Here is a 26,259-nt window from a genome sequence, read left to right on the forward strand (position 1 = left end):
ACCATGTCCGATGACAGCGACGCAGAAAAAACACAGGACCCTACGCAAAAACGGCTCGACGACGCCCATAAACGCGGCGACGTCGCCAAGAGCCAGGAGGTCAACACCTGGTTCCTGATCGGCGGTGCCACCCTTGTGCTGTCGTCGTTCGGCAGCTCGATCGGCAGCGGGCTGCAACTGCCGATGCGCAACCTGATCGCCAATTCCTGGATGATCCGCACCGACGGGCCGGGCCTGATCCTGCTCGCCAAGTCGCTGGGCTCCGCGGTGTTCTCGGCGATGGCCATGCCGATGCTGTTTCTCGTCATCGCGGCGGTCGGTGGCAATCTGATCCAGCATCGCTTCGTCTGGTCGGCCGAGGGGCTGACACCAAAATTCAGCAAGATCTCGCCGGCGGCCGGCTTTGCGCGGATCTTCGGCAAGCAGGCGCTCGCCAACTTCCTGAAAGGCCTTTTCAAGCTGATCGCGCTCGGCGCGGTGATGTGCGCGGTGCTGTGGCCGGAGCGCTTCCGGCTCGACGCGATGATCCACTTCGATCCGTCGGTGCTGCTTGGAACCTCCATGACGCTGACGCTGCAGGTGATGGGCGCCGTGGTGGCGATGCTGACCGCGGTGGCGATCGGCGACTTCTTCTTCCAGTATCGCAGCTGGTACGAGAAGCAGAAGATGTCGCTGCAGGAGGTCAAGGACGAGCACAAGCAGTCCGAAGGCGACCCCCACATCAAGGGCAAGATCCGCCAGTTGCGGCATCAGATGATGAAGAAGCGGATGATGGCCGCGGTGCCGAAGGCCTCCGTGATCATCACCAACCCGACGCATTACGCGGTGGCCTTGTCCTACGAGCGCGGCATGACCGCGCCGATCTGCGTCGCCAAGGGTGTCGATGCGCTGGCGCTGAAGATCCGCGAAGTGGCGGGCAAGCACGACATCCCGATCGTCGAGAACGTTCCGCTGGCGCGCGCGCTGTACGCCACGACGAAGATCGACGAGGCAATTCCGACGGAACATTATCACGCCGTCGCCGAGATCATCGGCTACGTGATGGGGCTGAAACGGGGCCTGGACGGACGCCGGACGTGAACTGCAGGAGCGAGCGGCGGCTTCCTTCACCTCTCCCCAGCGGGGAGAGGTCGGTCCGGCAGAGCGAGGCGAAGCCGGACCGGGTGAGGGGGCCTTGCGCCATCGATGGGTCCCCAACCCCTCACCCGGATGTGCTCGCTTTGCTCGCAAATCCGACCTCTCCCGCCGGGAGAGGTGAGCGGAGTGCCGCCGTGGAAGTTGGAGCGCCAGGCGCCATGGCGCGTAACCGCTTGCCTAAGACGGCCGGTTTGGGGCACTCAGGAGACGCGCGAACCCGCGCGGCCACCGTTGAAAACAGGCGACAAACCGTCCGATGACCGTCGAAACCGACCACGACCGCCAGATCTCGACGACCCCTGAGCCGCAGCGACGCAGCGGCAGCATCGTGCTGGTGCTGGTGATCGCCGCGGCGATCATCGCTTCCGCCGTGACCTTCATGACGCTCGGCCGCACCCAGGCGCAGCCCTATATTCTTGGTCTTCTGGCGCTGCTGGCGATGATCGGGCTGTTCACGCTGTTCGCCTTTGCCGCCGGCATCGTGCGCTTCGCCGACCGCTCGGCAGACGATCCGGTGATGCGCTCGGTGACCGACCACGCCTTCGATGGCATCGCAGTGACCGATATCCGCGGTCAGGTCGTCTATGCCAATGCCGCCTATCTGGCGCTGACGGGGGCGGCCAATGTGCAGGACGCCCGCCCGGTCGAGCGGGTGTTCATCGGCAATCCCGACGTCTCCGAGGCGGTGTTCCGGCTGCTCAAGGCGGCGCGCGAGGGCAAGCGCCAGCAGGAAGAGGTCCGCGTCGCCACCGCCGCCGGTGCGCCCGGACGCTGGCTGCGGATGCGGGTCCGCCCGCTCGGCCTGAACAAGCGCGAGGCGAAATCGACCGTATGGTCGGTCGCCGATATCACCCGCGACCGTGAGCGCCAGGAAGACGTCTTCCAGGAATTGCAGCACGCCATCGAATATCTCGACCACGCCCCGTGCGGCTTCTTCTCGGTCAATCCGAAGGGCGAACTGGTCTATGTCAACGCCACTTTGGCGAACTGGCTCGACCATGACCTCGCCGAAATCGGCTCCGGCGGGCTGAAGCTCACGGACATCGTGTCCGGCGACGGCGCCTCGCTCCTGACCTCGATCGTCGCAGTGCCCGGCGAAGTCAAAACCGAAGTGTTCGACATCGACCTGCGGATGCGCAGCGGCAAGACCATGCCGGTGCGGCTCTATCACAAGCTGGCGTTCGGCGCCGACGGCGTGCCCGGCGCGTCGCGTACCCTTGTCATCAGCCGCGCCCGTGACGAGCGTTCCGACCCGCAGCGTGCCGCCGAAGTGCGCTTCATGCGGTTTTTCGACCATACGCCGATGGCCATCGCCACCGTCGACCGCGCCGGCACCGTGGTGCGCGGCAATGCGCGCTTCGCCAAGCTGGCGCAGAGCCTGTCGGCCTCCGGCGCCGTCAACAAGTCGATCCTCGCCGCCGTCTCGGACCGCGACCGCGGGCTGCTGATCGCCGCGATTGCGCATGCCGCCGAAGGGCAGGGCGACATCGCCCCGGTCGAGGCGCTGCTGGAAGGTGCGCGCGAGCGCTGGGGCCAGTTCTTCGTCACTGCGGTGGAGGAGGACGAGCGCGAGACCGAAGCCGCGATCGTCTACATGCTGGAGACCACCGAGCGCCGCACGCTGGAAAACCAGATCAACCAGTCGCAGAAGATGGACATGGTCGGCCAGCTCGCCGGCGGCATCGCCCACGACTTCAACAACGTGCTCTCGGCCATCATGATGGCCAACGACTTCCTGCTGAACGCGCACAAGCCGACCGACCCGTCGTTCCAGGACATCATGCAGATCAAGCAGAACGCGACGCGCGCGGCGACTTTGGTGCGCCAGCTGCTGGCGTTCTCGCGACGCCAGACGCTGCGCCCACAGGTTTTGCACCTCGGCGACGCGCTCTCCGATCTCACCATGCTGCTGCGCCGGCTGATCGGCGAGAAGGTTAACTTCCCCGGCGTCGTCCATGGCCGCGACCTGTGGCCGGTGAAGGCCGACGTCTCGCAATTCGAGCAGGTCATCGTCAATCTCGCGGTCAACGCCCGCGACGCCATGCTGGACGGCGGCACGCTCACCATCCGCACCGCCAACGTGCCGACCGAGGAGGTCGAGCGCTCGTCCTACAAGGGCATGCCGGCCGGCGATTACGTCCGCATCGACGTCAGCGACACCGGCACCGGCATCCCCGCGGATATTGTCGAAAAGATCTTCGAGCCGTTCTTCTCGACCAAGGAAGTCGGCAAGGGCACTGGCCTGGGCCTGTCGACGGTCTACGGCATCGTCAAGCAGACCGGCGGCTTCATTTACGTCGATTCCGAACTCGGCAAGGGCACGACGTTCCGGATCTTCCTGCCGCGCCACCACCAGGAACTCGAAGTCGCGCCCGATCCGGCGATCGCGATCGCCGCCGCCAAGGAAGCCGAGGCCAAGCCGCGCGCCGACCTGACCGGGCAGGGCACCATCCTGCTGGTCGAGGACGAGGAGGGCCTGCGCTCGCTCAACGCCCGCGGCCTGCGCTCGCGCGGCTATACCGTGGTCGAGGCCTCCAACGGCATCGAGGCGATGGAAGTGCTGGAGGAGCAGAACGGCGCGGTGGACCTCGTGGTCTCCGACGTGGTCATGCCCGAGATGGACGGCCCGACGCTGTTAAAGGAAATGCGTGCACGCAATCCGGATCTCAAGATCATCTTCGTCTCCGGCTACGCCGAGGAAGCCTTCGAGAAGAGCCTGCCGGAGAACGAACAGTTCGCGTTCCTGGCCAAGCCCTTCGCGCTGAGCGCGCTGATCGCCAAGGTGAAGGAAACGATGGGGCCGGGGTGATTGGCGAGGTCGCAAAAGGCAGTTGCGAATTTAGCCGCCTGAGCGCCGGCAGATGTGCCCCCTCCCCCCTTGCGGGGAGGGTCGGGGAGGGGGGGGGGCGCGGGCGACGTCGCTTGTGGCAACCCCCACCCCCAACCCCTCCCCGCATGGGGGAGGGAGTTACAGCGCCCTCTGCTGATCGACGTTGCGTCGCAGTATTCCCCCCGCGCGAAACGTCACATCCCCGCGACCGAGGGCCGCACTGATTCATCGCGATGAGTGCTTCCTTTTTGGGCGGAACTCACCATGTTAGCGAGGCTTCCCCCTGCCGGGGATTGAGGGAATAGATATGAATTTCACCATCCGTGCACGCGGCCTCGTCAAGACGATGGCCGTCGTCCTGTCGGTGGCGATGCCGTTGATGCTCGCAGTCTCGGCTGCCGACGCCCGCGTCGGCGGCGGCGGCTCGTCGGGTTCGCGCGGCACGCGCACCTTTTCGCAGCCGCCCAGCACCTCGACCGCGCCGAATACCGCGCAGCCGTTCAACCGCACCATGACCCAGCCGGGCTCGCCCGGGATGGCAGGCCCCGCTGCGGCAGGTGCTGCCGCCAAGGGCGGCTTCTTCAACCGTCCGGGCATGGGCATGCTCGGTGGCCTTGCCGCCGGCTTCCTTGGCGCCGGCCTGCTCGGCATGCTGTTCGGAGGCGGGATGTTCTCCGGCCTCGGCGGTATTTCGTCGATCATCGGCCTGTTGCTGCAGGTCGGCCTCGTGATCATCGTGGTCCGCCTGGCGATGTCCTGGTGGCAGCGTCGCAATGCCAACCAGACCGCGTCGGCCTATGCCGGTCCGGCCAATGGTCCTGACGTCGGCCCGGGCCAGAATGCCCAGACCTACGCCCGCACCGGGACCGGTTTCGGCATCGGCGCCAATGCCGCCCCGCTGGAAATCGTGCCGGCCGACTATGAAGCGTTCGAGAAGCTCCTGAGCGACGTTCAGGCGGCCTGGTCGGACGAGGACGTGGCCAAGCTGCACACGCTGGCGACGCCGGAAATGGTCTCGTACTTCACCAAGGATCTCGAAGAGAACAAGGCGAAGAACGACATCAACAAGGTGTCGAACGTCAAGCTTCTGCAGGGCGACCTGTCCGAATCCTGGCGCGAAGGCGAGACCGATTACGCCTCCGTCGCGATGCGCTTCGCGCTGGTCGACAAGACGCTGGAGCGCGGCACCCAGCGCCTCGTGGCCGGCAGCGAAACCCCGATCGAAGCCACCGAAATCTGGACCTTCGTCCGGCCGAAGGGCTCGAACTGGGAACTGTCGGCGATCCAGCAGGCGTAAGCCTCTGCGATATAAAATTGAGAAAGGCGTCGCGGTTATCCGCGGCGCCTTTTTCGTATGGACTAGGAAGTCGTTGCGACCAGCCGGAATAATTCGCGTCGCATTGGGTTGATAGGTTGAGACGACGCTCGCCAAGAACGTCGCAGAAACATTGGAGGAAATGATGCCCGCTTCGTTCAGCACGCTTTCCCGGCTCGGCCTGTGTGCCGGCGCCCTCACTTTATCGTTCGCTGTGCAGCCCGCGTTCGCACAGGGCGCCGACACCAGCTTCTTCGTCACCAGCACCAGCATCGGTAACGGCGGCAATCTCGGCGGACTCGCCGGCGCCGACAACCAGTGCCAGACGCTGGCGCAGGCCGCGGGCGCCGGTGCCAAGACCTGGCGCGCTTATTTGTCGACCCAGGCGGCCGACGGCATGCCGGCCATCAATGCCAAGGATCGCATCGGCACGGGACCATGGAAGAACGCCAAGGGCGTGGTGATCGCCAAGGATGTCGCCGAACTGCACGGCGCCAACAACCTCACCAAGCAGACCGCGCTCAGCGAAAAGGGCGAAATCATCAACGGCCGCGGCGACACGCCGAACCGCCATGACATCCTGACCGGCTCACAGGCCGACGGCACCGCCTTCGCGCCCGGAGAAGACCGCACCTGCAAGAACTGGACATCCAGCGTGCAGGGCGCCGCGATGGTTGGCCATGCCGACCGCATCGGCCTTAACGAGGAGCCGCCGGCCAAGTCCTGGAACATGTCGCACCCCTCGCGCGGCCCCGATGGCGGCTGCTCGCAGGCCGACCTCAAGAGTACCGGCGGCGACGGCCTGTTGTATTGCTTCGCGGCCAACTGACGACGGCACGCGTTCGCCTGTCCCGGATGCGTTGCGCCGCATCGCATCCGGGACAGCCATGAAGCGACTCGGCTAGGCTCCGGGCTCACGCGAGGAGAGACCGCCGATGCGCTATGATCTGTACTATTGGCCGACCATCCAGGGCCGCGGCGAATTCGTCCGGCTCGCGCTGGAGGACGCCGGGGCGGATTACGTCGACGTCGCACGCGGCGATGGCGGCACCGACGCGATGTTCAAGATGATGCAAGCGGCCGCCACGCCGCCCTTCGCGCCGCCGTTCCTGAAGGCCGGCCGGCTCGTCATCGCCCAGACCGCCAACATCCTGCATTATCTCGGACCGCGCCTCGACCTCGCGCCGAAGTCCGAGGCGGGGCAATTGTGGCTGCACCAGTTGCAGCTCACCATCACCGATTTCGTCGTTGAAGTGCACGACACCCATCACCCGATCGGTGTCTCGTTGTATTTCGAACAGCAGCGCGTCCCGGCGCGCAAGCGCACCGAAGAATTCTGGAAAGAACGGGTCGCGAAATATCTCGGCTATTTCGAGAAGCTGCTGGCAGCGAGCAAAGGCGCCTGGATCACCGGGCGCAAACTGACCTATGTCGATCTGTCGCTGTTCCAGATCGTTGAAGGTCTGCGCTACGCTTTCCCGAACCGGATGGCGGCATTCGAAAACGAGATTCCTGAACTGATCGCCTTGCGCGACAACGTCGCGGCCCGGCGCAATATCGCGGCCTATCTCGCAAGCGAGCGCCGCATCCCGTTCAACGAGGACGGTATCTTCCGACACTACCGGATGCTGGATCTGTGATCCGGCATCCGGCGCGCGGATCAGACCAGCAGATCGATCCGCGTGCCCTGGCCGGGCGGCAGCGCGGCGCGCGGTGGCGCCGGAGCGACGCGGCTGTCGTTTTGATCGTCGTTCTTGGGCGGCGGGGGCGGCGCTTCGACCGGCTTGGCGGTCACCACGGTCGATGCGGCGCCGACACTTGATACGTCCATCTGAAATCTCCTTGTCGATAATTGCCTGAGCATGCCCGCGGCGTCGGCAAGGAAGTGATGAACAGATCGCTACAATTGGAGCGGTTGCGGCGCGATCGCGCAGCGTGGTGAATGACAGCGATGCGTTTCAGTTAAAAGTGTAGCGATCGTAGGGTGGGCAAAGGCGCTCTTGCGCCGTGCCCACCGCCATCACGCCTTGCGGTGGTGGGCACGCCGCTCCGCGCTTCGCGCGCCCGCGGCTTTGCCCACCCTGCCTTCACCATCTCACCCGTCAGTGCCGCGGGAGATCGCGATGCTCGTCGAGGTCTTGCTGCGGGTGCAGCGAATGTCGAGGCGGCGGAAGCGCAGCTTGACGTCCTCGCCGCGCAGCAGGCCGAGCCGACCGAAGCAGCGCTGTGCGCCTTTCAGCGTGTCGGGCTTCGGGATCGTGAACACGATAGCCGCGCCGGAGGCGATCATGTTGATGAAGGCTGGCGACGGCTTGCGGCTGTCGGCGGCGGCATAAAACTCGTTGCTGACGTTTCGCCCGGCGCAGCCGAGCCGCACCTGCTTCGCCGCGGGATGTGCCAGATAGATCACATTGGCCGCCGAGCGGCCGATGCTGAGCCCGTCGACCTGGTCCTTGAGCTGGCGGGCGAGATCGTCGCAGCGGTCGGCGCGGGCCGGCGAGGCCATCACGATGGCGGCGGCGACGAGTGGAAAGAGTGCGTAAAGTCTAGTCATGAAATCCCCCCGGCAATAGCAAAGCCCCGGTGGGGATGCCGCGCCAGCTATCTCTGGCCAACAGCGAGCGTCTTTGCAAGTCGCCCCGACCGGGCTATGTTTCAGCCATGAGTAGAGAGCAGGTGAAGGCCATTCTCGACCGCGTACTGACCTGGCCCGACGAGCGCCAGGAAGACGCCGCGTCGATGCTGCGCCTGATGGAGGCGCAGGATGACAGCGCCTACCAGCTTTCGGCCGAGCAGGCGGAAGAGGTCCGGCGACGGCTCGCCGATACCGATGCCGAAACGGTGAGCCTCGACGAATTCAACGAACATGTCAGGCGGCGTCTGAATTAACGATTGTCCGCTATGAGGCGCCTTTTGTGCCCCCAGCCCCTCCTTTTGAACGCTTCAAAACCCCCTTGAAAGCGCCTACAAGGGCGGCAATTCCCGTCCATCCGAGGCCTCGCCATGAACGCTCCCATAGCCATCCCGACCCCGATGCCCGTGCCGCCCTACCGGCACACGCCGCTGTTTCCGCTCGGCCCCGACACCACGCCCTATCGCAAGATTTCCAGCGAGGGCGTCAGCGTCGAGACCGTGCTCGGCCGCGAGATGCTGGTGGTGTCGCGCGCGGCGCTGCAGATGCTGTCGGAAGCCGCGTTCGGCGACATCAATCACTATTTGCGGCCCGGCCATCTCGCCCAGTTGCGCAAGATCCTCGACGACGCCGAGGCCTCGCCGAACGACAAGTTCGTCGCTTTCGACTTCCTGAAGAACGCGAACATTGCCGCCGGCGGCGTGCTGCCGATGTGCCAGGACACCGGCACGGCGATCATCATGGGCAAGAAGGGTTTTCGCGTCCTCACCGATGGCGACGACGAGGCCGCCTTGGCCGAAGGCGCCCGCGACGCCTATCTGCGCCGGAACCTGCGCTACTCGCAGGTAGCACCCTTGACGATGTTCGAGGAAAAGAACACCGCCAACAACATGCCGGCGCAGTGCGAGATCTATGCCGAGGGCGATGACGCTTACAAGTTCATGTTCATGGCCAAGGGCGGCGGCTCCGCCAACAAGAGCTTCCTGTTCCAGGCGACGCCCTCGGTGCTGACCCACGACCGCATGCTGGCGTTTCTGAAAGAGAAGGTGATGACGCTCGGCACCGCGGCGTGCCCGCCCTATCACCTCGCCATCGTGATCGGCGGCACCTCGGCCGAATTGTGCATGAAGACCGTGAAGCTCGCCTCGGCTAGATATCTCGACGCGCTGCCGACCACCGGTTCGGCCGATGGCCATGCCTTCCGCGACCTGGCGATGGAGCAGGAAATCCTCAAGATGACGCAGGCCTCCGGCGTCGGCGCGCAGTTCGGCGGCAAGTATTTCTGCCACGACGTGCGCGTGATCCGGCTGCCGCGCCATGGCGCGTCCTTGCCGATCGGGCTCGGCGTGTCGTGTTCGGCCGATCGCCAGGTGCTCGGCAAGATCACCCGCGACGGCGTCTATCTCGAAGAACTCGAGCACAACCCCGCGCAATACCTGCCCGCGGTGGAAGAGGCGCTGGGCGGCGATGTCGTCAAGATCGACCTCAACCAGCCGATGAAGGACATTCTCGCCACGTTGTCGAACTATCCGACCAAGACGCGGCTGTCGCTGACCGGCACCATGATCGTGGCGCGCGATTCGGCGCATGCCAAATTGCGCGAGCGGCTGGAGAAGGGCGAACCGCTGCCGGACTACTTCAAGAACCATCCGGTGTACTACGCCGGCCCCGCCAAGACGCCGGAAGGCTATGCCTCCGGCGCGTTCGGCCCGACCACCGCAGGCCGCATGGATTCGTTCGTCGACCAGTTCCAGGCGGCTGGCGGCTCGATGGTGATGGTCGCCAAGGGCAACCGCGCGCCTGCGGTGCGCGAGGCCTGCAAGAAGTATGGCGGCTTCTATCTCGGCTCGATCGGCGGTGCGGCGGCGAATCTCGCCGAGCACTGCATCAAGAAGGTCGAGGTGGTGGAATATCCCGAGCTCGGCATGGAAGCGATCTGGCGCATCGAGGTGGAGGACTTCCCGGCCTTCATCATCATTGATGACAAGGGCAACGACTTCTTCAAGGAATTGAATTTGGGCTGAGGCTTTCTTCTTCCTTCTCCCCTTGTGGGAGAAGGTGGCACGGCCGAAGGCCGTGACGGATGAGGGGGTCTTGGGCTCGGAGCTTGCGGCACCCCTCACCCGTCTCGCCCGCCCGTGCGAAGCGAAGCTTCGCTAGAGCGGTCGATCCACCCTCTCCCACAAGGGGAGAGGGAAGGAGATGCCCGGACTCGATTCTCTCCCATCCGACAAGCCACCGCGACAAAAAGAAATCCGGTGCAGACTCAGCGCGGCTCGTTTCAATGGCACAACGCCACGCGAACAGGACTGCGCGATGTTCGATGCTTTGAGGGTGAACGCTCTGTTGGTGACCATTCTGGCCGCGGCCAGCGCCATCAACGGCATCATGTTCTATCAATATCTGTAGTCACCGGGCCCGGCCTGCAGTCAGCCTGGCTGGCGATCGGCTGCAGCCGCATTGACGCTCGGCGTCCGGTCTTCTTAACTCTGGGCATGCAACTGTTTCATTTCAGCGATCTCGGCAACATCGCGGTTTTCACGCCGCGGCCGGTGAAGGTAGCGACGCCGCAGCCCGAGGGCCGCGAGTGGCTCAGCGGTCCGCTGGTCTGGGCGATCGACGACTGGCATGCGCCGATGTATCTGTTCCCGCGCGCGTGCCCGCGGGTCTTTGCCTGGCCGACCGAGGCGACCACGCCGCCGGACCGGCAGGCCTTCAACGCCATCACCTCGTGCCGCATGGTGGCGCATATCGAGAAGCGCTGGTTCGACCGGCTGTCGCGCGCCAAGCTGTTTCGCTACACCCTGCCGGCCGACGGCTTCGAACAGGTCGGCGACACCGATGGCCTATGGGTCTCGCGCGAGGCGGTGACGCCGACGGATGTCGATCGCATCACCGACATTCCACGCGCACTTGAAAAGGCCGGCGTGGAGTTGCGCATATTGCCGTCGCTGCAGACCTTGCAGCCGCTGTGGTCGACGTCGTTGCACGTCAGCGCGATCCGGATGCACAACTCCGGGCACTAGCTATTGCGCGGCAGCCACGCCCGATGCCCGAATGCGTCGCTTGATCAGAACGCGGAGCATGACAAACTGCACCACGAAGGCGAGAACCTTGGCGCCGATTGCCACCACTGTGATATAAAACGCCCACAGCTTCATATCTCCGGTCGCCGCTACCGCGAGATTGCCGAGCCCGATCGCGAACATCAGCGCCGCCCAGACATAGCCGGCGATCACGATCAGGTCGGGCGCGTTCTGGGCAACGATGGCCTGCATGTAGCGCAGCATCCAGCCGCGGCGCAGCATGATGAAGCCAATTGCGAAATGCCCGATCGAAGGCTTCGCCAGCACGAAGCGCGGATCATGCGTCAGCATCGTGGCGCCGCCGAGCACGATGACCAGCGCCAGGCTGGCATAGGTCATGACGTCGAGCGTCGCGCCCTTCAGGCGCGCGTAGATCACCTGTGCGATGGCCGCGGCGATTGCCACGCTGGTGGCGATCAGCACGTCCCCGAAGGCCAAATATAGCAGCAGGAAAACGATGGTGGAGAGAAAGTCCTGGCCGAGTTTGGCGAACACGTCTTTCATCATCGAGCTCCGTGCGAGGATCAGTTTTTCTGCGGCGCCTTGATGCCGTGCCTGGTGCGACAATAGTGCGGATACCAGCGGGTAAAATATACCGCGCTGTTTCGTGCGGCAAAGGCGATGGCGAGGCCGAGCCAGATCGGCAGGCTCGGAAGGTAGATCATCAAGAGGTTGGCGACCAGCATCAGCACGCAGGCGGCGGTCCAGGCCCAGGTGATGATGTAGTTGGCGCGCAGGAAGCCGGGCAGCAGGGTGACCTCGGGATCGACGGCTTCGCGGGCATATTGCAGCGTGAACGGCAGCCGGATCGCCAGAGATAGCAGCGTGATCGCCAGCACGCCGACGTCCACTGCAAGGCGTACCGCAGTCGGGCTGAGTTCATTGTGCAGGGTGACGTAGCCGCCGATCGCCGCGAACACCAGCATCGAGCATACCGCGAAGATCTTGATCGAGCCGCCGCGGATGATGTCATAGCCGACGATGCCGAGCGATACGCCCGCGGCTACGAACAGGCTGATCGTGGTAGATGCCACCAGCATCAGCAAGCTGAAGGCGCCAAACGGGGCGAGGATCAGAAACATGGCCATGGACGCCTCCTTGTGGCTATCTTTACGTTGTAAAGATAGCTCTAGATTTGGCATGGTTCGCCGTCAAGTCAAATCTTTACAGTGTCAACATGGCTGCCTATGATGCGGCATGACCAACAAGCCTGTTCCACCCCGCAAAACCCGCACCGCAAGATCCACAGCCCCGCCAAGAGCGAAAAAAGTTTCGTTTAAACAGGGCGTTGACCCCAAGGCACTGGTCCGCGCAGCGCTCGAAAAGGCCAAAGCGAAGGCCGCAGCGTCGCCCTATCATCACGGGGATTTGCGCGGCGCGCTGCTCATGGCGGCGGAGAAACTGTTGGAGCGCGATGGATTGCCCGGCCTGACGCTGCGCGCCGTGGCACGGGAGGCCGGCGTCTCGCACGCCGCGCCGATGCATCATTTCGGCGACCTGTCCGGCTTGGTCAGCGAACTCGCCGCGATCGGCTTTCGCAATTTCAACGCGACCATGGCCGCGGCCGGGGCCACCGGCGCCACGCCGGTGGACAGCGCGCTGGCCCGGGCGCGGGCCTATCTCTCTTATGCCCGGACGCGGCCGGGGATGTACCGGCTGATGTTTCGCACCGACTGGCTCGACATGACGCGGCCGGCGCTGCGCGAGGCGGCCAACGCCTCGTTCACCGCACTGGCCACGGTGTCCGGCGCCCAGCACGCCGGCAACGTCGCCACCGATGCCCTGACAATGGACCAAGCGGCCCAGATCGCGCGCAACTGGTCGCTGGTGCACGGCTTCACCATGCTGATGCTGGACGGCCGACTCAACGATATCCTGCGGCGGCTGCCGGAAGGTACCGACGCTGAGAGGCTGTTTGTGGAGATGCTCAAGATCACCGTTGCCAAGCCGGCCTGAGCTTGAGGTGTGAAACCCGCGCGGCAGTTCGGCGTTGTCGGACATGGCCAAGAAAGCAACCGCCAAGAAAGCCCCGTGGAAACGTTCGAACCCGCGCAAGCGCGCCGGCAAGGCGTCGAAGCATCTTTCCCCTGCGAAGAAAGCCGCTGCCAAGGCCAGCGCCAAGCGCGCCGGCAGGCCCTATCCCAATCTCGTGGACAATATGAAAATGGCGAAGGCATCAAAGAAGTCGGCCAAGAAGACCGTGAAGAAGACCGTGAAGAAGACCGTGAAGAAGACGGCCAAAAAGGCGGCCAAGAAAACAGCCAAGAAAGCAGCCAAGAAAACAGCCAAGAAAACAGCCAAGAAAATAGCCAAGAAAGTAGCCAGGAAAACAGCCCAGAAAGCGACCACTAAAAAGATTGCCAAGGCCAAAATGGCGAAGAAAAAAGACGCCGCCGGGAAAGACCCGAAAGGCGGCTTGACGGCGGCGGGCCGCAAGGCCTTCGCCAAGAAGGACGGCTCGCATCTCAAGCCCGGCGTGACGAAGAAAGCCTCGGAGATGACGCTGACCGAGATGCGCCGCAAGGGATCGTGGGCCGTGCGCTTCTACGGCCGCGCCAAGCTGCCGCCCTTGATCGATGCCAATGGAGAGCCGACGCGGCTTGCGCTTTCGGCGCATGCCTGGGGCGAGAAGGTGCCGAAGACCGAGAAGGCGGCCCGCAAGATCGCCCGCAAGGGCGAGAAGCTGCTGAAACGCTATCGCAAGGCCAAGGCGTCGGCCTGAGCGTCGCAGCAAGCTGGGGAAGGATTGCGCCAGAGGCAGACGGGCGGCTGACAGGCGCCCCGGAATCGCCCTACAAAGCTCTTTCCATATCGTTTGTCCCTCAGCGTCAGTGTCCCAACATGCCAGATCTGTCCAGCAAGCCTTTTCGCGTCGGCCGCTCGAAAACCGGTCTCGGCCTGTTCGCCACGCAGCCGATCAAGAAGGGCGCCAAGATCATCCGCTACTTCGGGCCATTGCTGGATTCGAAGAAGAAGAAGGACGATGCGGTCGAGAACAAATATCTATTCCAGTTGAACGACCGCTGGACCATCGACGGCTCGGTGCGCAAGAACGTCGCGCGCTACATCAATCATTCCTGCAAGCCGAACGCCGAATCCGACGTCAATCCGCGCAAGAAGCGCGTCATCATCCGCTCGATCAAGAAGATCGAGGCGGGCGACGAGATCAACTATGATTACGGTACCGAGTACTTCAAGGCCTATCTAAAGCCGATCGGCTGCAAGTGCGATGCCTGCGAGAAGAAGCGTGCGAAGAAGAAGGCCGAGGCCCGTGCCGAGAAGGCCGCGTTGAAAGCCAAGGCGCTGCGCAAGGCGGACAAGCTCGCGGAAAAAGCCAAGCTCGCGCGCAAGGCCAAGGTTGTGAAGAGCAAGGCTGTGAAGAACAAAGCCGCCGGAAAGACGAAGACTGTAACGAAGAAGGCTTCGGCGAAGACCGCCAAGGCAAGGCCAGGGGCTGCGAAGGCCAGCAAGTCCAAGGCCTGATCGCACTAAACTGTCCCGGATGCGTTGCGGCATGTTGATGCCGCTCCGCAGAGCCGGGACAAGTTTACGAAGCTCAGGCGGCGAGCTTCATGCCGACCGGGGCCCGCGTCGCCGACGACCGCTTCAACGTCACCTTCCACGCCTCCAGTGCCACCACACCCGAAGCGATCGCCCAGAACACCGGATATTCATAGCCGCCAGTGTTCCAGGTCCAGCCGAAGCCCTTGACCATGTGCAGGGCATAGACCGTCACCAGCAGCAGTGCGAAGCTGCCAAGGGCGGCGAAGCGGGTGCAGATGCCCAGGATCATCGTGATGGCCGCCACGATTTCCGCTGCGGCTGCGAGCGCCACCCAGGCCTCCGGCGGATGAAATCCGGCCTTGGCGAAGAAGCCGACGACACCGGCGCTGAGCCCGCCCGCAGCGAACTTGCCCATGACGTGCGGGATCAGGAACGCGCCGCAGGCGATCCGCAGGATGTTGGTGCCATTCGTCAGGTCGAAGTTTTCCGCCTTGATGCGAAAGTCGTCGGTGGTGATGAACATGGTTTGGTCCCCCGTTGATGCTCAGCTGTACCCGGTACGTCACATCTACGGCGGCGTCGGACAGCGGCTTTGATGCACCACAAGGTCGATCAGCCCCCGCCTTCACGAAACCGTGTGAACGCGGGGATGCGCGTGTCGGACGAGTTTGATACCAGGGCGGCGGGCGCGGAGCGCCTGCCTATACGCAAGCGTCCGGGTTCATTCGCCGCGGACGCCGGCGGTTCTGGCGACCGTCGCCCAACGATCGAAATCGCGCTTCAACGTCGCCTCGAAGCTGTCCGCGGTGCCGCCGACCGGGATCAGATTGACCGCCTGCAAGCCGGCCATGCCTTCCGGTGACGCGATGATGCGGGCCAGTTCAGCCGACAATCTGGTGACGATATCCTTCGGCGTCGCCTTCGGCACGAACAGGCCGATCCAGCCCTCCGCCTCGAAGCCGGGATAGCCGAGTTCGGCCAGCGTCGGCACGTCGGGCAGCACTTTCTTGCGCGTCTCGCCGCCCACGGCGAGCGCCCGCACCTTGCCGGCGGCGAGCTGCGGGCCGGCGGTGGTGAGATCGACGAAGGCCGCGGTGATCTGGTTGCCGAGCAGATCGTTCAGCAGCGGCGCCGAACCGCGATACGGCACGTGGTTCATATCGATGGCGGCGGTCTGCTTCAGCAATTCGCCATAAAGATGCGAGGTGGTCGCATTGCCGAACGAGCCATAGGCATATTTGCCGGGGCTGGCCTTGGCGAGGTCGATCAGGTCCTTCAAGGATTTCATCGGCTGCGCGTCCGGGATCGTCAGCACGATCGGCGACAACGCGACCTGGCTGACCGGCGCCAGATCCTTGAACACGTCATAGGGCAGGCTCGACATCAGGCTCGGCGCCTGGATGATCTGGGTGATGGCGACCAGCACGGTGTAGCCATCGGCCGGCGCCTTGGCGACGAAGTCGTTTCCGATCACGCCGCCGGCGCCCGATTTGTTCTCCACCACGATGGTCTGTTTCCAGGCCTCCTGCAGCCGGCTCGCCAGCAGCCGCGCGACGACGTCGGTGGCGCCGCCGGCGGCATAGGGCACCACGAAGGTGACGCGCCGCTCGGGATAGGTCGCCGCGGACTGCGCCACGGCCGTCCCGCCGATCGAGGTGGTGAACGTGATCACCGCCGCCGCGATGGCCGCGCGCAGTCCGGTGACCGATGCCAGGTGTCTCATTGTCGCTTCCTGCCGTGTTGGAGGTCGCAGGATTAACCCTGCGCCTGCGAGTTGATCTCGCGCGCGGAGCCTACCAGCGGCGACGGGATTTGATACCGCCGTCGCCGCCACTGCGCGGATACACCGCATTGCACGTTCCGCTTTGCGGAATGGCGATCCTCCCGCGCGACCTTGCCTGTGCTTTGCTCGCGGCCTATCTGTGGGGCTTGAACAGGAGCCCGCCATGAGTGCCATCAAGCCGCTGCAGATCGACATCGTCTCCGACGTGGTGTGCCCGTGGTGCTATATCGGCAAGAAGCGCATCGAGGATGCGCTGGCGCTGGCCGCGGAGATTCCGGTCGAGGTGCATTGGCGGCCGTTCTTTCTCAATCCGTGGATACCGCCCGAGGGCATCGATCGCGACAGCTATCTCGAGACCAAGTTTGGATCAGTGGACGCCTATAAGGGGATAGCGGAGCGCGTCGTCGCCGCGGCCTCCGAGGAGGGGTTGAGCTACCAACCGGCGAAGGTGAAGCGCCAGCCCAACACAGTCGATTGCCATCGCCTGATCCTGTGGGCGGAGCCGTCCGGCAAGTCCGCCGCGGTCAAGCAGCGGCTGATGGAATTGTATTTCCGCGATGGCGGCGATCTCACCCGGACCGAAACGCTGGTGCAGGCCGCGGCCGATGTCGGCCTCGATGCCGACGACATCCGCCGCCGGCTCGCCACCGATGAGGACGTCGCGCGCATTTCGGCCGATGCCAAGGAAGCCGCCGACAAGGGCATTTCCGGCGTGCCGACCTATGTGTTCGCCGGCAAATATGCGGTGTCCGGCGCGCAGCCGGCGGAGCAACTGGCGCGCGCCATCCGCCAGGTCTCGGCTGAGGTGAATGCCGAGGCTGCGGAGTAATCCGGAGATGGAGTAGGGTGGGCAAAATCCCGGCCGCGCGAAGCGCGGCGGGGTGTGCCTGCCACGGCGGGGAATGGTGGGCACGGCGCAAACGCGCCTTTGCCCACCCTACGGATCAACCGCGCAGTTTGCGTACTACACTTCGCAACCCGACCGTTGCCGACTGCCGCAGCTTCAGCGCCGTGAACATCATCGCCGCCATTTGATCATCTTTGCGCAGCGGGATCAGCACGTCGCCGATCATCAGCCGGCCGCGCCAGATCGGGTCGATCATCGGATGGCCGGGGGCTGCGGTGGAATCGGCGCTGGCGATGGCGGGGTCGGCGCAGAGATGGCGGGTCAGGTCGAGGGTGAGCTGCACGCCTGGCGAGAATTTCGCAAAACGCTCGTCGATGCCGATCTTGAAATAGAACGCGCGGTCGAGATGCCGCAGCACGATCGCGGCCGCGACCGGCACGTTGCCTGCGTGCAGCGCGATGATCTCGCACTGGCCGGTGGCGGCCAGCGCCGGGACGGCGCGGCGGATGAAGGCGTTGTCGCCGGCATCCTGCGCCAGCGCCGTGCCGCGCTTGCCCTTCCAGCCGCCGGCCTCCAGCGCGAGAATGGTCTCCAGCGCCACGGCGATGTCGGCCGGTTCGCGCGCGACCGTGAAGCGGACCTCGCCCTGGTCGGCCAGCCTTGCGCGCTGGCGGCGCAATTCCTTCAGCTTCTTGGCGCCGAGCCCGTCGCGCAGCACGTCGTCGGCGTCCTGCGTCGCGTCGAGGCAGGCGCGCTGGCCCGATTGCAGCACGCGGGCCGCGAGGCCCTGCGCGTCGAGCACCGCGGTCAGCGCAGCCATCGCCGCGCCGTGCAGCGGGACGTCGCGCAGCAGCAGCGCGCGCGCGCCACTGTTGCGGGCTCGGTCGAGCAGGGCGCCCGCGGCCGCGCGGGTCTCGGTGCGGTCGAGCAGCGGCGTGGTCAGGGTGCCATAGGGCGAGGCGCTGACCAGGGCGGGCAGCGGCAGCCGCAAGGCGCGCCAGAACGACACTACCGGCAGCAGGCCAAGCAGGCGAGGCGCCGCCGCAGCCGACCACGCCGCCAGCGCCGCGGCGCCGGTGCGGCCGGTGGCACTGGCATTCACCGCCAGCTCCCAGTCCGGCAGATAATAGCCGTTCGGCTCGATGGCGCGGGCCGCCAGCGCGCGCCACGCCTCCGGCGCGACCGCCGTCAGCGCCGGCAGCGCCGTGCGGCGCCGGCCAACGGCTTCGTTCGTATCTTGCTCGATTGAACCTGTTTCCGTGTCCTGCACCACGTCCGTCCCCGCCGTGTCTCCTTGCAAGGTAACCGATATCGGCCGACATTCGGTGGCGATCGCGGGAAATTCGATCAAAATAGGTAATCGGGGCTTACCGTGCCAGCCGGCCGGCTTGTCGCAAGGCGAACACATGGGGCTGGAAAGAAGGCGGGACGGCGCGCTATCAACAGCGTGGGAGGACGACGCGATGAAGCATGTGACGATCAGACTGGTGGCGGTGGCCGCGGTTGCCGCTACTATCCTGGCGATGCCGGCCTCGGCGCAGATGGGGGGCAAGCGCGGCGGCGGCGGTGGCGAGGCGCCGAAAGGCGACGACAAACCGAAGGTCGATGAAAAGGCCTACAAGGCGGCGATCGAACGGATTCCCGAGCCCAAGGAAAAATACGATCCGTGGGGCGTAGTGGCGCCGGCCCCGGCCGCGCCGGTCGCGAAGAAAAAATAACGACGCAGACTGCGTGCCGGTATGAACCCGGTGCGGGCCGGGCGCGACCGATACAGGCAGCGGCAGGCCGTCGCATGGCTGGCGACCGGACATGCTGGTCTGATGCTGCGGCGACTGTGACTGCACCGGCCGCCAATGGCCCTGGAAGGATCGCTCGATGGTTCGTTCTGTGCTTCGCCCCGCGCTTCTTGCCGCGGCCCTCCTGATCAACGCGCCGGCAGGGGCTGAAAACCGGATCGCGCTGGTGATCGGGCAATCCGCCTACCGCGCGGTGACGCCGCTGCCCAATCCGGTCAATGATGCCCGCGCGATGGCGCAGATGCTGGGCGACGCCGGCTTCGAGGTGCAATCGGCCTCCGACCTCGGCCAGAACGAATTGCGCGCGCGGATCGGCGCGTTTGCCGCATCCGTCGCCGAGAAGGGGCCGGACACGGTGTCGCTGGTGTTCTACGCCGGCCACGGGCTGCAGATCGACGGTGAGAACTATCTGGTGCCGGTCGATGTCGATCCGAAACGCGAGGCCGACATTCCGCTGCAGGCAGTGCGGCTGAACGACATCCTCAACACCCTCACATCGGTGCCATCCAGGACCCGCATCATCCTGCTCGATGCCTGCCGCAACAACCCGTTCCCCGGCATCAACAAGACTACCGGCCGCGGCCTCGCCCATGTCGACGTCAAGCTCGGCACTGCCGGCACGCTGCTGTCGTTCTCGACCTCGCCGGGCGCGGAAGCCGAGGACGGCAGCGGCGGCAACAGCCCCTATACCGCCGCGCTGCTGAAAGCCGGTCGTGAGCCGAACCTGGCGATCGAGGACGCCTTCAAGCGGGTGCGGCTCTCGGTCAACCTCGCCACCGAAGGCCGGCAGACGCCGTGGGAAAGTTCGTCGCTGGTCAGCGATTTTCGTTTCTTCGGCTCCAGCGTTGCGACCGCAGCAGTCGCGGATGCGAAGCCGTCTGATAGCAGCACGGCGTCCGACAGCAGAACGGCGGAGCCGAAAATTACCGAAGCCAAAGCTTCTGATGCGAAAGCTTCCGAAGCCAAAGCTTCCGAATCTATGGCGGCGGCGCCGAAGCCGGCGAAGCGCACGGCCGACGAATGGCGCCGCCAATTGCAGGGCAAGAAGGTGGAGCAGGCCAACGAGCTGATCGTCGCCGACGGGTCGGTCGAGGCCTATGAGGCCTTCGTCGCGCTGTATGCGCAGCCGCCGCTCGGCCCGCAGGCGCGCGAGTGGCTGGACCGGCACTACAAGATGGTAGCCTGGAATAATGCGGTGATTACCAACACCGCGTCATCCTACGCGGCGTTTCTCGCGAAATATCCCGACAGCGACCTGACGCCGACGGCGAAGAAGCTCGAGGATCGCACCCGCAATCGCACCACACCGGTCGCAGCAACCGGCTTGCAGCCGATCCCGGTGGCGCTGGCGGCGCCGGCTTGCCCGTGCGGCGCGCCGGGCGTGGCGCCGATCAAGGCGAATCTGGGCAAGCCCGCTCTGCCGAAGCCTGAGCCGAAGAAAAAGAAGCAGGCCGAACCCGACCGGCGCGCCGATCGCAGCCCGCCGCGGCTGCGCGAGATCGACGAGGTGGTGGTGGTCCGGCGCACGCCGGTCTATGTGCCGTCGCCGGGCATTTCGATCGGCGGTTACGGGTACCGCGGCGGATTCAACCGCGGCGGCGGCGGCTATAGCGGCAATAGCGGCGGCCGCGGGCGCTATTGATCAGGGCCGAAGCGGCGCGACGCGCCCCCCGGCGCTCCCTGATCGAGTTGTGTCCGGGCATTGCCAGCCCCGTGGCGCGGTTGGCGCGCGCGGGGGCGCAATGGTATAAGCTGGCAAAACCTGCTGGAGCCTTCGCATGACCCCCATGACCATCTTTCGCGCCGCGGTGATGCTCGCCGTCTTGTCCGGTCCGTTCGCGGTGCCTGTCTTCGCGCAGGCGCCGAACATCAATCTGATCCCGGAACTGAAGAGCAAGTCGCCGGAAGAGCGCGAACAGGACGCCATCGCCGACAAGGCCTATCGCGAGTCGCTGCGCAAGATTCCGAACGCCAAGGTCGATGCCGACCCGTGGGGCACCGTCCGCAACGACGCGCCGAAGACCGCGCCACCTGCCAAGCGCAGCAAGACCGGCACCGCCACCAACTGATCTGTTTTTCAACGTGCCGCGTGGCGCGGAAGTCTAGCCGGCTTCGGCCGGTGCGTCGTTCGGATAGGCCGGGCGATAGCGGCGCGGGAATTGCTCCGGCCACGACAGCGCGCTCTGGCCGGCCAGCGCATCGAGAAACAGTTGCGCGGCTTGCGCATGGGCGGCGCCCTCCGGCAGCCCGAGCCGCTTGGCGAGATCGCCGGGCAACTCGGCCGGCATTTCCCACCACGCCATCGCCGGTCCCCACCACCAGCCCGGCGCCGGCGAGCGTTCGTCTTCCGCCACCGCCATCCAGCGCTGATATTCCGCGATCAGGCGGTCGGACTGCAATCTGGCGGCGGGATGCATCGAGGCTCTCACAATTGGCGGGAGTGACAGAAGCGGACAGGCCGTCAACAAATGCCGCCCGGCACAACCATGAGCGAAAGTGGAGCGGTCGTCGGCCGGCTACCCGGCCTCCGAGGCGGGCGGGGCGCCATCGACCGGATTAAGCCCGGCCGCGGCCATCTCGCGTAACACCGGACAGTTTTGGCGGTCCGGCTCAATGGGACGGGCCAAGCGGCGGCACCTCGAACATTTCGCCGTCATCATCGTTCTCGACGACGATGACGCTGCCTGTGGTCTTTACGCTACGCGCCAGTTCGTCCATCAGGTCCCGCGCATAGGCCAGCGCCTTCTCGCGGTCGGCAAGGCGGATGCCGTCCTCATCCAGGACCGTGGCTCGGGCGGCGACGAGGTGAAAATAAAACAGGGGCACGGGCAACCCGAAGTGCAAGGGAGCGCCTCTGGCACTCTTGGTTGCCGAAAGGACTTCAATACCGCTAGATGAACTTATTTCAGCCGTCGATAGAAATGTGTCGAATTGGGGCAGGTGGATGGCTTTTATTAAGCCTGTCGCCTGCGGCAGGTTGCGACAGATCCAAATCAGGCCGTTCTTCGCAAGAACATATTGCGAACATGGAACGAATGGTGTACGTTTATTCCAACAGATCGCCTGACCCCATTGTTTGTCCGCCGCGCGAATCCCGTTCATAAGGAGCTAGAGATGGCCTCGACCCCGACTGCCCTGCGTATCGTTGAAGGATCCTCCATGGACAAGACCAAGGCCCTGTCGGCCGCGCTGTCGCAGATCGAGCGCCAGTTCGGCAAGGGTTCGGTGATGAAGCTCGGCAAGAATGATCGCTCGATGGATATCGAGACGATCTCGTCGGGCTCACTCGGTCTGGACATCGCGCTCGGCGTCGGCGGCCTGCCGCGCGGCCGGGTGGTCGAGATCTATGGGCCGGAATCCTCGGGCAAGACCACTTTGGCGCTGCACACGGTCGCCGAAGGCCAGAAGAAGGGCGGCATCTGCGCCTTCATCGACGCCGAACACGCGCTCGATCCGGTCTATGCCCGCAAGCTCGGCGTCAACATTGACGAGTTGCTGATCTCGCAGCCCGATACCGGCGAGCAGGCGCTGGAAATCTGCGACACGCTGGTGCGTTCCGGCGCGGTCGACGTGCTGGTGATCGATTCGGTCGCCGCTCTGGTGCCGCGCGCCGAGCTCGAAGGCGAGATGGGCGATGCGCTGCCCGGCCTGCAGGCCCGCTTGATGAGCCAGGCGCTGCGCAAGCTGACCGCCTCGATCAACAAGTCGAATACGATGGTGATCTTCATCAACCAGATCCGCATGAAGATCGGCGTGATGTATGGCTCGCCCGAAACCACCACCGGCGGTAATGCGCTGAAATTCTACGCCTCGGTCCGCCTCGACATCCGCCGCATCGGCGCGATCAAAGAGCGCGACGAGGTGGTCGGTAACCAGACCCGCGTCAAGGTCGTCAAGAACAAGCTGGCGCCGCCCTTCAAGCAGGTCGAATTCGACATCATGTATGGCGAAGGTGTCTCCAAGATGGGCGAGATCCTCGATCTCGGCGTCAAGGCCGGCATCATCGAAAAGTCCGGCGCCTGGTTCTCTTACGACAGCCAGCGTCTCGGCCAGGGCCGCGAGAATTCGAAAGCCTTCCTGAAGGCTAATCCGGATATGACCGCCAAGATCGAAGCCTCGATCCGCCAGAACTCCGGCCTGATTGCCGAACAGATTCTGGCCGGTTCGCCGGAGCGCGACGCCGAGGGCGAAGAGCCCACTGAAGACGAGTAATATTGGCGGAGCGTCTTTCGAGCGGCTCCGTTCGTGCAGTCAGCACATCGACTAGTTTGTGAGTTCGTCATGCCCGGCCTTGTGCCGGGCGTTGACGTTTTGGAGCTTCGACTTGGAGCTTCGACTTGGAGCTTTGACTTGGCGCTTTGGCATCGATAGCCGCGCCATCATTACTTCGGGGCGCCGTTCACCGCATGGCAAGCCACGCCTTCGATCAGCGCCGGCGCCACATTGCGGCACGGCGCGAACACTTCCGGGCAGCGCGGATGAAACGCGCAGCCGGATGGCGGGTCGATCGGATTGGGGATCTCGCCGGTCACCGCAATCCGGGGGCGTCCGGACATCGCCAGATCCGGCACCGTGCCGAGCAGCATTTTCGTGTACGGCATGCGCGGATGGCTGAACAATTCGCGGCCCTCCGCGATCTCGACGATACGGCCGAGATACATCACGCCGATCCGGCTCGCCATGTGGCGGACCACCGCAAGGTTGTGGCTGATGAACAGATAGGTCAGGCCGAACCGGTCCTGCAGGTCGCGCATCAGGTTCAGTATCTGCGCCTGCACCGAGACGTCGAGCGCCGAGGTCGGCTCGTCGCAGACGATGAAGTCCGCCTCGGATGCGAGTGCCCTCGCGATCGCGACGCGCTGGCGCTGGCCGCCGGAGAACTGGTGCGGAAACTTCGCCCCGTCATCGGGATGCAGCCCGACCAGCGTCAGCAACTCGCCGACCCGGCCGCGGATCTCGCGCTCGCCGCGTAACAGCTCGAACGCACGGATCGGCTCGGCGATGATGGCGTCGACCCGCATCCGCGGATTGAGGCTGGCATAGGGATCCTGAAAAATCATCTGGATGCGTCGGCGCAGCGCGCGCCGTGCGCCCGCCTGTCCGGGATCGCTCATCGAGACGCCGTCGATCAGCACGTCGCCGGAGGATGGCGGCAGCAGGCCGACGACCATCCGCGCCACCGTGGTCTTGCCGGAGCCGGATTCGCCGACCAGCGCAAAGGTCTCGCCGCGCGCGATCTCGAACGAGACGCCGTCGACCGCGCGCAAGAATTCCATTGGCGCGCCCTCGATCACGCGGTTGAGCCACGGCTTGGAGACGTCGAAGGCGCGCTTGAGGTCGCGGACCTGCACCAGCGCGCTCATGATACCGCCCCCGCATTCGCCGTGTCGTAGAGATGGCAGGCGACGCGCTGGCTGCCCACCGCGATCGGCTCCGGCCGCTCGATGCGGCAGCGGCCGAAAGCGAATGTGCAGCGCGGGTGGAAGGCGCAGCCATCGGGAATTGCGGAAAGCCGCGGCATCGCGCCATCGATCTGCACCAGGCGTTTCGAGGCATCGCCCGACAGGGTGGGGATCGCGCCCATAAGGCCCTTGGCATAGGGATGCAGCGGATTCTGCACGACGTCGCGCACCGGTCCGATCTCGGCGATGCGTCCGGAATACATCACCGCGACGCGGTCCGAGGTTTCGGCGATCACGCCCATGTCATGGGTCACCAGCATCACCGCCGTGCCGTGGTCGCGGCCGAGCCGTCGCAGCAGCGCGATGATCTGCGCCTGCACGGAGACGTCGAGCGCGGTGGTCGGTTCGTCGGCGATGATCAGCTCGGGCTCGGCGGCGATCGCCAGCGCGATCACCACGCGCTGCCGCATGCCGCCGGAAAATTCGTGAGGAAAAGCGTCGATGCGCTTGTCCGGCGCGGGAATGCCGACCTCGGCGAGCAGCTCGATCGCGCGCTTTCGCGCGGCGGTCTCGTTCAGGTTGAGATGCGTGCGGATGGTCTCGACCAGCTGGTCGCCGATCCGGTACAGCGGGTTGAGGCTGGTCAGCGGATCCTGGAAGATCATTCCGATCCGCTTGCCGCGAATCTTTCGCATTTCCTCCGGGGCGAGGTTATCGATGCGCAGGCCGGCGAGATAAATCTCGCCACCGGCGATGCGACCGGGCGGATCGATCAGCCCGATGGCGGCGAGCCCGGTCACCGACTTGCCGGCGCCGGATTCGCCGACCACGCCCAGCACTTCGCCCCGTGCGATATCGAACGACACGCCGTCGATGGCGCGCAACACGCCGCGGCGGCTGGCGAATTCGACGCGCAGATGACGGACGGAGAGCACGGGTTCGGTCATCGCAGCTTCGGATTCAGCGCGTCGCGCAGCCAGTCGCCCAACAGGTTGATCGACAGGATCAGCGACGCCAATGCGAGGCCGGGGAAGGCGATCACCCACCATTCGCCGGAGAACAGATAGTTGTTGCCGATCCGGATCAGCGTGCCCAGCGACGGCATGGTATCGGGCATGCCGGATCCCAGGAACGACAGCGTCGCCTCGGTGATGATGGCGAGCGCGAGGTTGATGGTCGCGATCACCAGGATCGGCCCCATCGTGTTGGGCAGCACATGGCGCAGCATGATGATTCGCGCCGGCAGCCCGATCAGTTGCGCCGCGGCGACATAGTCGCGGTTCTTCTCGACCATCACCGAGCCGCGCACGGTGCGGGCATATTGTACCCAGAAGCTCAGCCCGATCGCGACCACCAGCACCATAAGCGTGCCCATCGAGTCCAGCCGATTATTGAACACCGACTTGGCGACGCCGTCGATCAGGAGCGCGATCAGGATCGCCGGAAAGGTGAGCTGCACGTCGGCGATGCGCATGATCAGGCTGTCGACCCAGCCGCCGACATACCCCGCGATCAGCCCGAGCGAGATGCCCAGCACTGCGGCGAACACCACGCCGAGAATGCCGACGGCGAGCGAAATCCGCATGCCGTAGAGGATCGCGGAGAAAATATCGCGGCCCTGCTCGTCGGTGCCGAACAGGAACGGCCGCTGGCCGTCCGCCGTCCACAGCGGCGAGATCCGCGAATTGATCAGCTCGAGCTGGCGCGGATCGAACGGGTCCTGCGAGGACAAGAGAGGCGCAAACAGCGCCATCATGATCAGCAGTCCCGCGATCACGGCGGCGGCCATCGTCAGGCGCGATTGTTTGAACGAATGCCAGATGTCGCTGTCGATCGCGCGGGCGAACATGGAAGGTGAGGGGGCGGGGGCAGTTGCCGGGAGATCAGTCATGTGACGCTCGTTACCCCCGTGTCGTCCCCGCCTAGC

The 26,259-nt window shown here is 65.0% G+C and carries 29 protein-coding genes; 17 read left to right on the forward strand and 12 right to left on the reverse strand.

The window, feature by feature from the left end; translation table 11 throughout:
• Positions 1-3 precede the first annotated feature (3 nt).
• The 5 genes from flhB (at position 4) to FIU28_RS09700 (ending at position 6,922) form a co-directional block, all read left to right on the forward strand.
• Positions 4-1,080 (forward strand): flagellar biosynthesis protein FlhB, encoded by a 1,077-nt coding sequence (flhB, locus tag FIU28_RS09680; protein WP_143572733.1) that lies wholly within the window; start codon positions 4-6, stop codon positions 1,078-1,080.
• A 313-nt stretch (positions 1,081-1,393) separates the two neighbouring features.
• Positions 1,394-3,946 carry a cell cycle histidine kinase CckA gene (gene cckA / locus FIU28_RS09685; RefSeq protein WP_143572734.1) on the forward strand — a complete coding sequence of 851 codons (2,553 nt, stop codon included), beginning with the start codon at positions 1,394-1,396 and terminating at the stop codon, positions 3,944-3,946.
• Positions 3,947-4,274: 328 nt separating this feature from the next.
• On the forward strand, positions 4,275-5,264 hold the full coding sequence (locus FIU28_RS09690) for a Tim44 domain-containing protein (RefSeq protein ID WP_143572735.1): 990 nt from the start codon (positions 4,275-4,277) through the stop codon (positions 5,262-5,264).
• A 163-nt stretch (positions 5,265-5,427) separates the two neighbouring features.
• Positions 5,428-6,111, forward strand: a complete 684-nt coding sequence (locus FIU28_RS09695) for a lectin (RefSeq protein WP_143572736.1) — start codon at positions 5,428-5,430, stop codon at positions 6,109-6,111.
• Positions 6,112-6,217: 106 nt separating this feature from the next.
• Positions 6,218-6,922, forward strand: coding sequence for a glutathione S-transferase (locus tag FIU28_RS09700; protein WP_143572737.1), 705 nt, complete (start codon positions 6,218-6,220; stop codon positions 6,920-6,922).
• Positions 6,923-6,942: 20 nt separating this feature from the next.
• On the opposite strand, the gene FIU28_RS26380 is transcribed toward FIU28_RS09700, so the two are convergent.
• Positions 6,943-7,113, reverse strand: coding sequence for a hypothetical protein (locus FIU28_RS26380; protein ID WP_168202903.1), 171 nt, complete (start codon positions 7,111-7,113; stop codon positions 6,943-6,945).
• Between the two features lie 264 nt (positions 7,114-7,377).
• Positions 7,378-7,836, reverse strand: coding sequence for a hypothetical protein (locus FIU28_RS09705; RefSeq protein WP_143572738.1), 459 nt, complete (start codon positions 7,834-7,836; stop codon positions 7,378-7,380).
• 122 nt (positions 7,837-7,958) lie between these two features.
• Between FIU28_RS09705 and FIU28_RS09710 the strand changes: the two genes are divergently transcribed.
• The 3 genes from FIU28_RS09710 to FIU28_RS09720 all read left to right on the forward strand — a co-directional run bounded on the left by FIU28_RS09710 (position 7,959) and on the right by FIU28_RS09720 (position 10,940).
• Positions 7,959-8,171: a hypothetical protein gene (locus FIU28_RS09710; protein ID WP_246660931.1), complete on the forward strand. Its 213-nt coding sequence runs from the start codon at positions 7,959-7,961 to the stop codon at positions 8,169-8,171.
• A 114-nt stretch (positions 8,172-8,285) separates the two neighbouring features.
• A complete protein-coding gene (locus FIU28_RS09715) occupies positions 8,286-9,938 on the forward strand; it encodes a fumarate hydratase (RefSeq protein ID WP_143572740.1) in 1,653 nt (550 codons plus the stop codon).
• 471 nt (positions 9,939-10,409) lie between these two features.
• Positions 10,410-10,940 (forward strand): DUF6886 family protein, encoded by a 531-nt coding sequence (locus tag FIU28_RS09720; protein WP_143572741.1) that lies wholly within the window; start codon positions 10,410-10,412, stop codon positions 10,938-10,940.
• Here FIU28_RS09720 and FIU28_RS09725 read toward each other — a convergent pair whose 3' ends face one another.
• Both FIU28_RS09725 and FIU28_RS09730 read right to left on the reverse strand, forming a co-directional pair.
• Positions 10,941-11,504 carry a septation protein IspZ gene (locus FIU28_RS09725; RefSeq protein ID WP_143572742.1) on the reverse strand — a complete coding sequence of 188 codons (564 nt, stop codon included), beginning with the start codon at positions 11,502-11,504 and terminating at the stop codon, positions 10,941-10,943. It lies immediately after the preceding gene.
• A 20-nt stretch (positions 11,505-11,524) separates the two neighbouring features.
• Positions 11,525-12,088, reverse strand: coding sequence for a hypothetical protein (locus FIU28_RS09730; protein WP_143572743.1), 564 nt, complete (start codon positions 12,086-12,088; stop codon positions 11,525-11,527).
• A 109-nt stretch (positions 12,089-12,197) separates the two neighbouring features.
• Here FIU28_RS09730 and FIU28_RS09735 point away from each other — a divergent pair, with 109 nt between their 5' ends.
• The 4 genes from FIU28_RS09735 (at position 12,198) to FIU28_RS09745 (ending at position 14,483) form a co-directional block, all read left to right on the forward strand.
• Entirely contained in the window at positions 12,198-12,956 is a 759-nt protein-coding gene (locus FIU28_RS09735; RefSeq protein ID WP_143572744.1) for a TetR/AcrR family transcriptional regulator, read from the forward strand.
• A 75-nt stretch (positions 12,957-13,031) separates the two neighbouring features.
• Entirely contained in the window at positions 13,032-13,352 is a 321-nt protein-coding gene (locus FIU28_RS26925; RefSeq protein ID WP_246660932.1) for a hypothetical protein, read from the forward strand.
• Between the two features lie 19 nt (positions 13,353-13,371).
• Entirely contained in the window at positions 13,372-13,722 is a 351-nt protein-coding gene (locus FIU28_RS26930) for a DUF6321 domain-containing protein (RefSeq protein ID WP_246660990.1), read from the forward strand.
• Positions 13,723-13,841: 119 nt separating this feature from the next.
• Positions 13,842-14,483, forward strand: coding sequence for an SET domain-containing protein (locus FIU28_RS09745; protein WP_143572746.1), 642 nt, complete (start codon positions 13,842-13,844; stop codon positions 14,481-14,483).
• A gap of 73 nt (positions 14,484-14,556) precedes the next feature.
• Here FIU28_RS09745 and FIU28_RS09750 read toward each other — a convergent pair whose 3' ends face one another.
• Complete coding sequence (locus FIU28_RS09750; protein WP_143572747.1) at positions 14,557-15,027, reverse strand: DoxX family protein; 471 nt, start codon at positions 15,025-15,027, stop codon at positions 14,557-14,559.
• A gap of 198 nt (positions 15,028-15,225) precedes the next feature.
• The gene (locus FIU28_RS09755) at positions 15,226-16,227 is read right to left on the reverse strand and encodes a Bug family tripartite tricarboxylate transporter substrate binding protein (RefSeq protein WP_143572748.1); all 1,002 of its coding nucleotides are present in this window, start codon (positions 16,225-16,227) and stop codon (positions 15,226-15,228) included.
• Between the two features lie 223 nt (positions 16,228-16,450).
• On the opposite strand from FIU28_RS09755, the gene FIU28_RS09760 reads away from it, so the two are divergent.
• Complete coding sequence (locus tag FIU28_RS09760) at positions 16,451-17,116, forward strand: DsbA family oxidoreductase (protein WP_143572749.1); 666 nt, start codon at positions 16,451-16,453, stop codon at positions 17,114-17,116.
• 115 nt (positions 17,117-17,231) lie between these two features.
• Here FIU28_RS09760 and FIU28_RS09765 read toward each other — a convergent pair whose 3' ends face one another.
• Positions 17,232-18,380: a GNAT family N-acetyltransferase gene (locus FIU28_RS09765; RefSeq protein ID WP_246660991.1), complete on the reverse strand. Its 1,149-nt coding sequence runs from the start codon at positions 18,378-18,380 to the stop codon at positions 17,232-17,234.
• Between the two features lie 217 nt (positions 18,381-18,597).
• Between FIU28_RS09765 and FIU28_RS09770 the strand changes: the two genes are divergently transcribed.
• The 3 genes from FIU28_RS09770 to FIU28_RS09780 all read left to right on the forward strand — a co-directional run bounded on the left by FIU28_RS09770 (position 18,598) and on the right by FIU28_RS09780 (position 20,999).
• The gene (locus FIU28_RS09770; RefSeq protein WP_441351282.1) at positions 18,598-18,852 is read left to right on the forward strand and encodes a hypothetical protein; all 255 of its coding nucleotides are present in this window, start codon (positions 18,598-18,600) and stop codon (positions 18,850-18,852) included.
• 157 nt (positions 18,853-19,009) lie between these two features.
• On the forward strand, positions 19,010-20,572 hold the full coding sequence (locus FIU28_RS09775) for a caspase family protein (RefSeq protein ID WP_143572751.1): 1,563 nt from the start codon (positions 19,010-19,012) through the stop codon (positions 20,570-20,572).
• 136 nt (positions 20,573-20,708) lie between these two features.
• Positions 20,709-20,999, forward strand: a complete 291-nt coding sequence (locus tag FIU28_RS09780) for a hypothetical protein (protein WP_368039341.1) — start codon at positions 20,709-20,711, stop codon at positions 20,997-20,999.
• A 33-nt stretch (positions 21,000-21,032) separates the two neighbouring features.
• Here FIU28_RS09780 and FIU28_RS09785 read toward each other — a convergent pair whose 3' ends face one another.
• Together FIU28_RS09785 and FIU28_RS09790 are read right to left on the reverse strand one after the other, a co-directional pair.
• Positions 21,033-21,347 (reverse strand): hypothetical protein, encoded by a 315-nt coding sequence (locus tag FIU28_RS09785; RefSeq protein WP_143572752.1) that lies wholly within the window; start codon positions 21,345-21,347, stop codon positions 21,033-21,035.
• A 193-nt stretch (positions 21,348-21,540) separates the two neighbouring features.
• The gene (locus tag FIU28_RS09790; protein WP_143572753.1) at positions 21,541-22,032 is read right to left on the reverse strand and encodes a DUF6894 family protein; all 492 of its coding nucleotides are present in this window, start codon (positions 22,030-22,032) and stop codon (positions 21,541-21,543) included.
• 12 nt (positions 22,033-22,044) lie between these two features.
• On the opposite strand from FIU28_RS09790, the gene recA reads away from it, so the two are divergent.
• Positions 22,045-23,142, forward strand: a complete 1,098-nt coding sequence (gene recA, locus FIU28_RS09795) for a recombinase RecA (RefSeq protein ID WP_143572754.1) — start codon at positions 22,045-22,047, stop codon at positions 23,140-23,142.
• 170 nt (positions 23,143-23,312) lie between these two features.
• Here recA and FIU28_RS09800 read toward each other — a convergent pair whose 3' ends face one another.
• From FIU28_RS09800 to FIU28_RS09810, 3 genes are read right to left on the reverse strand one after another with little or no spacing between them, the layout of a single operon-like run.
• Complete coding sequence (locus tag FIU28_RS09800; RefSeq protein WP_143572755.1) at positions 23,313-24,293, reverse strand: ABC transporter ATP-binding protein; 981 nt, start codon at positions 24,291-24,293, stop codon at positions 23,313-23,315.
• Positions 24,290-25,279, reverse strand: coding sequence for an ABC transporter ATP-binding protein (locus FIU28_RS09805; protein ID WP_143572756.1), 990 nt, complete (start codon positions 25,277-25,279; stop codon positions 24,290-24,292). The genes FIU28_RS09800 and FIU28_RS09805 overlap by 4 nt, the downstream gene beginning before the upstream one ends.
• The gene (locus FIU28_RS09810) at positions 25,276-26,223 is read right to left on the reverse strand and encodes an ABC transporter permease (RefSeq protein WP_143572757.1); all 948 of its coding nucleotides are present in this window, start codon (positions 26,221-26,223) and stop codon (positions 25,276-25,278) included. The genes FIU28_RS09805 and FIU28_RS09810 overlap by 4 nt, the downstream gene beginning before the upstream one ends.
• Between the last annotated feature and the right edge of the window lie 36 nt (positions 26,224-26,259).

The sequence above is a fragment of the Tardiphaga sp. vice154 genome, from assembly GCF_007018645.1.
Taxonomy (GTDB): domain Bacteria; phylum Pseudomonadota; class Alphaproteobacteria; order Rhizobiales; family Xanthobacteraceae; genus Tardiphaga.

Bases quoted from the DNA above. Each gene is read 5' to 3' on its own strand.
- flhB (WP_143572733.1), top strand. From the start codon at position 4: ATGTCCGATGACAGCGACGCAGAAAAAACACAGGACCCTACGCAAAAA.
- cckA (WP_143572734.1), top strand. From the start codon at position 1,394: ATGACCGTCGAAACCGACCACGACCGCCAGATCTCGACGACCCCTGAG.
- FIU28_RS09690 (WP_143572735.1), top strand. From the start codon at position 4,275: ATGAATTTCACCATCCGTGCACGCGGCCTCGTCAAGACGATGGCCGTC.
- FIU28_RS09695 (WP_143572736.1), top strand. From the start codon at position 5,428: ATGCCCGCTTCGTTCAGCACGCTTTCCCGGCTCGGCCTGTGTGCCGGC.
- FIU28_RS09700 (WP_143572737.1), top strand. From the start codon at position 6,218: ATGCGCTATGATCTGTACTATTGGCCGACCATCCAGGGCCGCGGCGAA.
- FIU28_RS26380 (WP_168202903.1), bottom strand. From the start codon at position 7,113: ATGGACGTATCAAGTGTCGGCGCCGCATCGACCGTGGTGACCGCCAAG.
- FIU28_RS09705 (WP_143572738.1), bottom strand. From the start codon at position 7,836: ATGACTAGACTTTACGCACTCTTTCCACTCGTCGCCGCCGCCATCGTG.
- FIU28_RS09715 (WP_143572740.1), top strand. From the start codon at position 8,286: ATGAACGCTCCCATAGCCATCCCGACCCCGATGCCCGTGCCGCCCTAC.
- FIU28_RS09720 (WP_143572741.1), top strand. From the start codon at position 10,410: ATGCAACTGTTTCATTTCAGCGATCTCGGCAACATCGCGGTTTTCACG.
- FIU28_RS09725 (WP_143572742.1), bottom strand. From the start codon at position 11,504: ATGAAAGACGTGTTCGCCAAACTCGGCCAGGACTTTCTCTCCACCATC.
- FIU28_RS09730 (WP_143572743.1), bottom strand. From the start codon at position 12,088: ATGGCCATGTTTCTGATCCTCGCCCCGTTTGGCGCCTTCAGCTTGCTG.
- FIU28_RS09735 (WP_143572744.1), top strand. From the start codon at position 12,198: ATGACCAACAAGCCTGTTCCACCCCGCAAAACCCGCACCGCAAGATCC.
- FIU28_RS26930 (WP_246660990.1), top strand. From the start codon at position 13,372: ATGGCGAAGAAAAAAGACGCCGCCGGGAAAGACCCGAAAGGCGGCTTG.
- FIU28_RS09745 (WP_143572746.1), top strand. From the start codon at position 13,842: ATGCCAGATCTGTCCAGCAAGCCTTTTCGCGTCGGCCGCTCGAAAACC.
- FIU28_RS09750 (WP_143572747.1), bottom strand. From the start codon at position 15,027: ATGTTCATCACCACCGACGACTTTCGCATCAAGGCGGAAAACTTCGAC.
- FIU28_RS09755 (WP_143572748.1), bottom strand. From the start codon at position 16,227: ATGAGACACCTGGCATCGGTCACCGGACTGCGCGCGGCCATCGCGGCG.
- FIU28_RS09760 (WP_143572749.1), top strand. From the start codon at position 16,451: ATGAGTGCCATCAAGCCGCTGCAGATCGACATCGTCTCCGACGTGGTG.
- FIU28_RS09770 (WP_441351282.1), top strand. From the start codon at position 18,598: ATGAAGCATGTGACGATCAGACTGGTGGCGGTGGCCGCGGTTGCCGCT.
- FIU28_RS09775 (WP_143572751.1), top strand. From the start codon at position 19,010: ATGGTTCGTTCTGTGCTTCGCCCCGCGCTTCTTGCCGCGGCCCTCCTG.
- FIU28_RS09780 (WP_368039341.1), top strand. From the start codon at position 20,709: ATGACCCCCATGACCATCTTTCGCGCCGCGGTGATGCTCGCCGTCTTG.
- FIU28_RS09785 (WP_143572752.1), bottom strand. From the start codon at position 21,347: ATGCATCCCGCCGCCAGATTGCAGTCCGACCGCCTGATCGCGGAATAT.
- FIU28_RS09790 (WP_143572753.1), bottom strand. From the start codon at position 22,032: ATGAACGGGATTCGCGCGGCGGACAAACAATGGGGTCAGGCGATCTGT.
- recA (WP_143572754.1), top strand. From the start codon at position 22,045: ATGGCCTCGACCCCGACTGCCCTGCGTATCGTTGAAGGATCCTCCATG.
- FIU28_RS09800 (WP_143572755.1), bottom strand. From the start codon at position 24,293: ATGAGCGCGCTGGTGCAGGTCCGCGACCTCAAGCGCGCCTTCGACGTC.
- FIU28_RS09805 (WP_143572756.1), bottom strand. From the start codon at position 25,279: ATGACCGAACCCGTGCTCTCCGTCCGTCATCTGCGCGTCGAATTCGCC.
- FIU28_RS09810 (WP_143572757.1), bottom strand. From the start codon at position 26,223: ATGACTGATCTCCCGGCAACTGCCCCCGCCCCCTCACCTTCCATGTTC.